Origin of the sequence: Methylophaga sp. UBA1464 (assembly GCF_002325665.1) — a bacterium.
GTDB lineage: Bacteria > Pseudomonadota > Gammaproteobacteria > Nitrosococcales > Methylophagaceae > Methylophaga.
Genome location: NZ_DCSO01000012.1, coordinates 29,592 through 33,823, shown reverse-complemented (window position 1 = coordinate 33,823; position 4,232 = coordinate 29,592). Strand labels below are relative to the sequence as shown.

General features: G+C 47.0%; 5 protein-coding genes. All 5 read right to left on the bottom strand.

The window, feature by feature from the left end; genetic code table 11:
- Positions 1-814: ABC transporter ATP-binding protein (locus B3O33_RS01160; RefSeq protein WP_292362763.1), on the bottom strand; the 814-nt coding region annotated here is incomplete at its 3' end.
- Positions 811-1,503 carry an ABC transporter permease gene (locus B3O33_RS01155; protein WP_292362762.1) on the bottom strand — a complete coding sequence of 231 codons (693 nt, stop codon included), beginning with the start codon at positions 1,501-1,503 and terminating at the stop codon, positions 811-813. The genes B3O33_RS01160 and B3O33_RS01155, both read right to left, overlap by 4 nt.
- A 19-nt stretch (positions 1,504-1,522) precedes the next feature.
- A complete protein-coding gene (metF, locus tag B3O33_RS01150; protein ID WP_292361935.1) occupies positions 1,523-2,374 on the bottom strand; it encodes a methylenetetrahydrofolate reductase [NAD(P)H] in 852 nt (283 codons plus the stop codon).
- Between the two features lie 56 nt (positions 2,375-2,430).
- Entirely contained in the window at positions 2,431-3,741 is a 1,311-nt protein-coding gene (ahcY, locus tag B3O33_RS01145; RefSeq protein WP_292361936.1) for an adenosylhomocysteinase, read from the bottom strand.
- Positions 3,742-3,755: 14 nt separating this feature from the next.
- Positions 3,756-4,232: methionine adenosyltransferase domain-containing protein (locus B3O33_RS01140; protein WP_292362761.1), on the bottom strand; the 477-nt coding region annotated here is incomplete at its 5' end.

Here is a 4,232-nt window from a genome sequence, read left to right as displayed (position 1 = left end):
GATTTCGGGCACTGGTATCAGAATGCGGGTGCGTGCTGATGGTTATTGCCAGGGGATCAATTGCAATATGTCTTGCGGAGGCAGAACCCTCTGCGGCAAAGATTTTTAGCGCATTGGTATGAAATATTTCGCCATCATAATAGCCATGAAAAAGATTCAGCAAAGGAGCTGAAATGGGTTTTCCTTTAAGCAGTTGAATAGTGTGAGGTGTTATGGCCGAGGCCTGCACCCGATCATGCGTTGAAAACAGTACGGTGCGTTTACCACTGGCGCTTATCTCATTGATTACATCCTCCAACTGACGTTGATGGAGGCTGTCCAGATTGGCAAACGGCTCATCCAGCAACAATATCTCCGGTTCAAAGGCTAACACTCTGGCGATAGCAACACGGCGTTGTTCGCCACCGGATAATGTGCTGGCGGGTTGATTGGCCAGCCGGGTTAAATTGACGGTTTCCAATACGTGTTGTAGCCGGGACTGGTGAAATGACTTATCGACTTTTTGGAGCTTTAACGCCAGAAGAATATTATCTGCCACAGTGCCAGGCAACATATAAGGATGTTGATCAACCAGGCCTGTTTGCTGACGATGTTGCGGTTTTGGCGTAGCGATGTTTTCACCGAATAAGCGGATATCACCGGAGTCGGGTCGCTTGAGTAGGGCCAATAAATGAAATAGCGTGGATTTTCCAGCCCCATTTTCACCCAATACGGCCAGGCATTGGTTGGCTGTAATGTTGAGTTGTTCAATATCCAGCACCAGCTGATTGTCATAAAGAACTTTGACGTTGTCGAGTTGATAAGCGTAAGTCATGTTAATCGCCGATTTATCCAGGACAGGGCAAAATTCAAGATAAAAGCGATCAACAACAACACAATGCCCAGTGCCAGAGCCAGTTCAAATTCGCCCTTGCTGGTTTCCAGCGCAATAGCCGTGGTCATCGTGCGGGTATACCCTTCAATATTCCCGCCGAGCATCATCGCTGCACCTACTTCACCAATCGCTCGGCCAAAGCCCGTCAAAATGGCTACCAGTACAGCCAGCCGAACGGCTTTTAATACCTGAAAGCATTGTTGCCATTTATTGGCACCAAGGCTTTTCAAGGTCAAAAGTAATCGTGGATCCGATGTGTTTACGGTAACCCGTGTCAGGTTCATCATGATGGGAAAAATCAGGATGCTCTGGGCGATGATCATTGCTGATTGTGTATACAGTAATCCTAACTCACCTAAAGGCCCCATCCGGCTGAACAGTCCGTAGAGGAGTAATCCTATGACGACAGTGGGCATGGCCATCAAAGTATTAAGGAGATGTTGCAGAGCTGATTTGCCCGGAAAATCCGTCAACGCAGTAAACACCCCGGCAGGAATTGCCATTAAAGCGGCGATAGATGCCGCAGCGACAGAAATGCTGACAGAGGTCTGGATGATTTCCCATACAGTCGCATCAAAAGAGACCAGGAGTTTAATAGCAGCGGTGAACGATGCGCCGAAAAATTCCACGGTTAATTCAACCTGATAATCAGCGAACTAAACCCAGACGTTCGCATACGGTTAGTACAGGTTGGCTTTTATTCATGGAATAGAAATGCAATCCTGGTACATCAAGCCCGAGCAGTTTCTCAGTAAAATCCGTCAGGTAATCCGTAGTAAATGCCTGCATTGACTCGGTGTCATCATAAAACTCTTCAAGACGTTTTTTCAGCCAACGTGGAATTTCCGCCCCACAGGCGGAAGAAAAACGGGCCAGCTGGGAATAATTATTAATCGGCATAATGCCGGGAATTATCGGGATATCAATGCCTTTTTTCTGGCAACGTTCGACAAAGTACAAATAGGAATCAATATTGAAAAAATACTGGGTGATGGCACTGTCGGCACCGGCATCGACTTTACGTTTGAAATTTTCCAGGTCCACGCCGGCATCCTGAGCTTGCGGATGCACTTCGGGGTAAGCAGCAACTTCGATAGTGAAATGATCGCCGGTTTCTTTACGGATAAATTCCACCAGTTCATTGGCATAGCGGAAATCACCCGGATCCCGCATACCAGAGGGTAAATCACCTCTTAATGCCACCACACGGGAAATATCGTTATCAATATAGGTTTGTAAAATAGTGCGAATGCGTTCCTGAGAAGATCCTACACAGGATAAATGTGGAGCCGCATCGATTCCGGTTTCAGCTGCCCGCTGTTGGACAGCGATAACGGCTTCGAGCGTATTGTCCTGAGTCGACCCACCTGCACCAAACGTCACAGAATAAAATTCAGGTTTTAATACTGCGAGTCGCTCTTGCACGACTAAAAGATTTTGTGCGCCTTTTTCCGTTTTTGGAGGGAAGAACTCACAGCTGATAACAGTTTTTTTGGACATGATGCTTACTTCAGGTAAAAGAAAAAGGGCTAACTTTTACGTTAGCCCTGCTTAACTTAGTAACGATAGTGTTCCGGTTTATAGGGGCCCTGCTGTTCAAGACCTAAATATTTAGCCTGTTCAGCATTTAACTCGGTCAGATTAGCACCGATTCGGCCTAAATGCAGCCGCGCGACTTTCTCGTCGAGACGTTTAGGTAATACATAAACCTTATTTTCGTAATTAGCACTGTTATGCCATAACTCGATTTGTGCCATTACTTGATTGGTGAAAGAGGCTGACATGACAAAACTTGGATGACCGGTTGCACAGCCCAGATTAACCAGGCGACCTTCAGCCAGCAGGATAATACGCTTACCATCAGGGAAAATAACGTGGTCAACCTGAGGCTTAATGTTTTCCCACTCGTAGTTACGCAGTGAAGCAACATCAATTTCGTTATCAAAGTGACCGATGTTACAAACGATAGCTTCGTTACGCATCGCTGCCATGTGATCATGATTAATGACATTGATATTACCGGTAGCTGTAACAAAGATATCGGCTTTATCAGCGACTTCGTCCATGGTGACAATACGGTAACCTTCCATTGCTGCCTGTAAGGCGCAAATAGGATCAATTTCAGTGACCATAACGGTCGCCCCCATGCCACGGAAAGCTTGAGCACAACCTTTACCGACATCGCCGTAACCTAAAACCACACAGATTTTACCGGCAACCATGACATCAGTTGCACGCTTGATGCCATCAAGCAATGATTCACGGCAGCCGTACAGGTTGTCGAATTTTGACTTAGTGACCGAATCGTTGACGTTAATCGCCGGGACTTTCAATGCACCCGCTTTCATCATTTCATATAAACGGTGGACGCCGGTAGTGGTTTCTTCTGACAGGCCTTTAATGTCTGCCAGTAATTCAGGGTAATCCTGATGCATCATCGTCGTTAAGTCGCCACCATCATCCAGAATCATATTCGGGCGCCAGCCGTCGGTACCAATGATAGTCTGACGAATACACCAGATAGCTTCTTCTTCGGTTTCACCTTTCCAGGCAAAAACCGGAATACCCTGATCGGCAATCGCCGCTGCAGCGTGATCCTGAGTTGAAAAGATATTGCATGAAGACCAGCGTACTTCAGCACCTAATTCGACCAGGGTTTCGATCAAAACGGCTGTTTGGATGGTCATATGCAGACAACCGGCAATACGGGCGCCTTTTAAAGGGGCTTGACCGGCATATTCTTCGCGTAACGCCATCAGACCGGGCATTTCGCTTTCGGCAATTTTAATTTCCTGATGGCCCCATTTTGCCAGACTGATATCGGCAACTTTGTAATCCGGTGTCAAGTTTTCTACTGCTGATTGCATGATAAATTCCTGTGTTAGTTGATTTTTGCTGCTTCACGTAAGACGGGAGCAAGATCGGTTCGTTCCCAGCTGAAGTCAGCTTCTTCACGTCCAAAATGACCGTATGCGGCAGTTTGCTGATAAATAGGACGGACTAAATCCAACATTTTGATAAGGCCAACCGGGCGCAGATCAAAATGCTCGCGAACTAATTCGACAAGTTTATCTTCAGCAATTTTGCCGGTACCGAATGTATCGACACTGATAGATGTTGGCTGTGCGACACCAATCGCGTAAGACACCTGGATCTCACACCGATCAGCAAGGCCTGCTGCAACAATGTTTTTTGCAACATAGCGTCCTGCATAGGCCGCGCTGCGATCCACTTTGGAAGGATCTTTACCGGAAAACGCACCACCGCCATGACGCGCCATACCACCGTAGGTATCGACAATAATTTTACGCCCGGTCAGGCCGCAATCGCCGACCGGCCCACCGATAATAAATTGTCC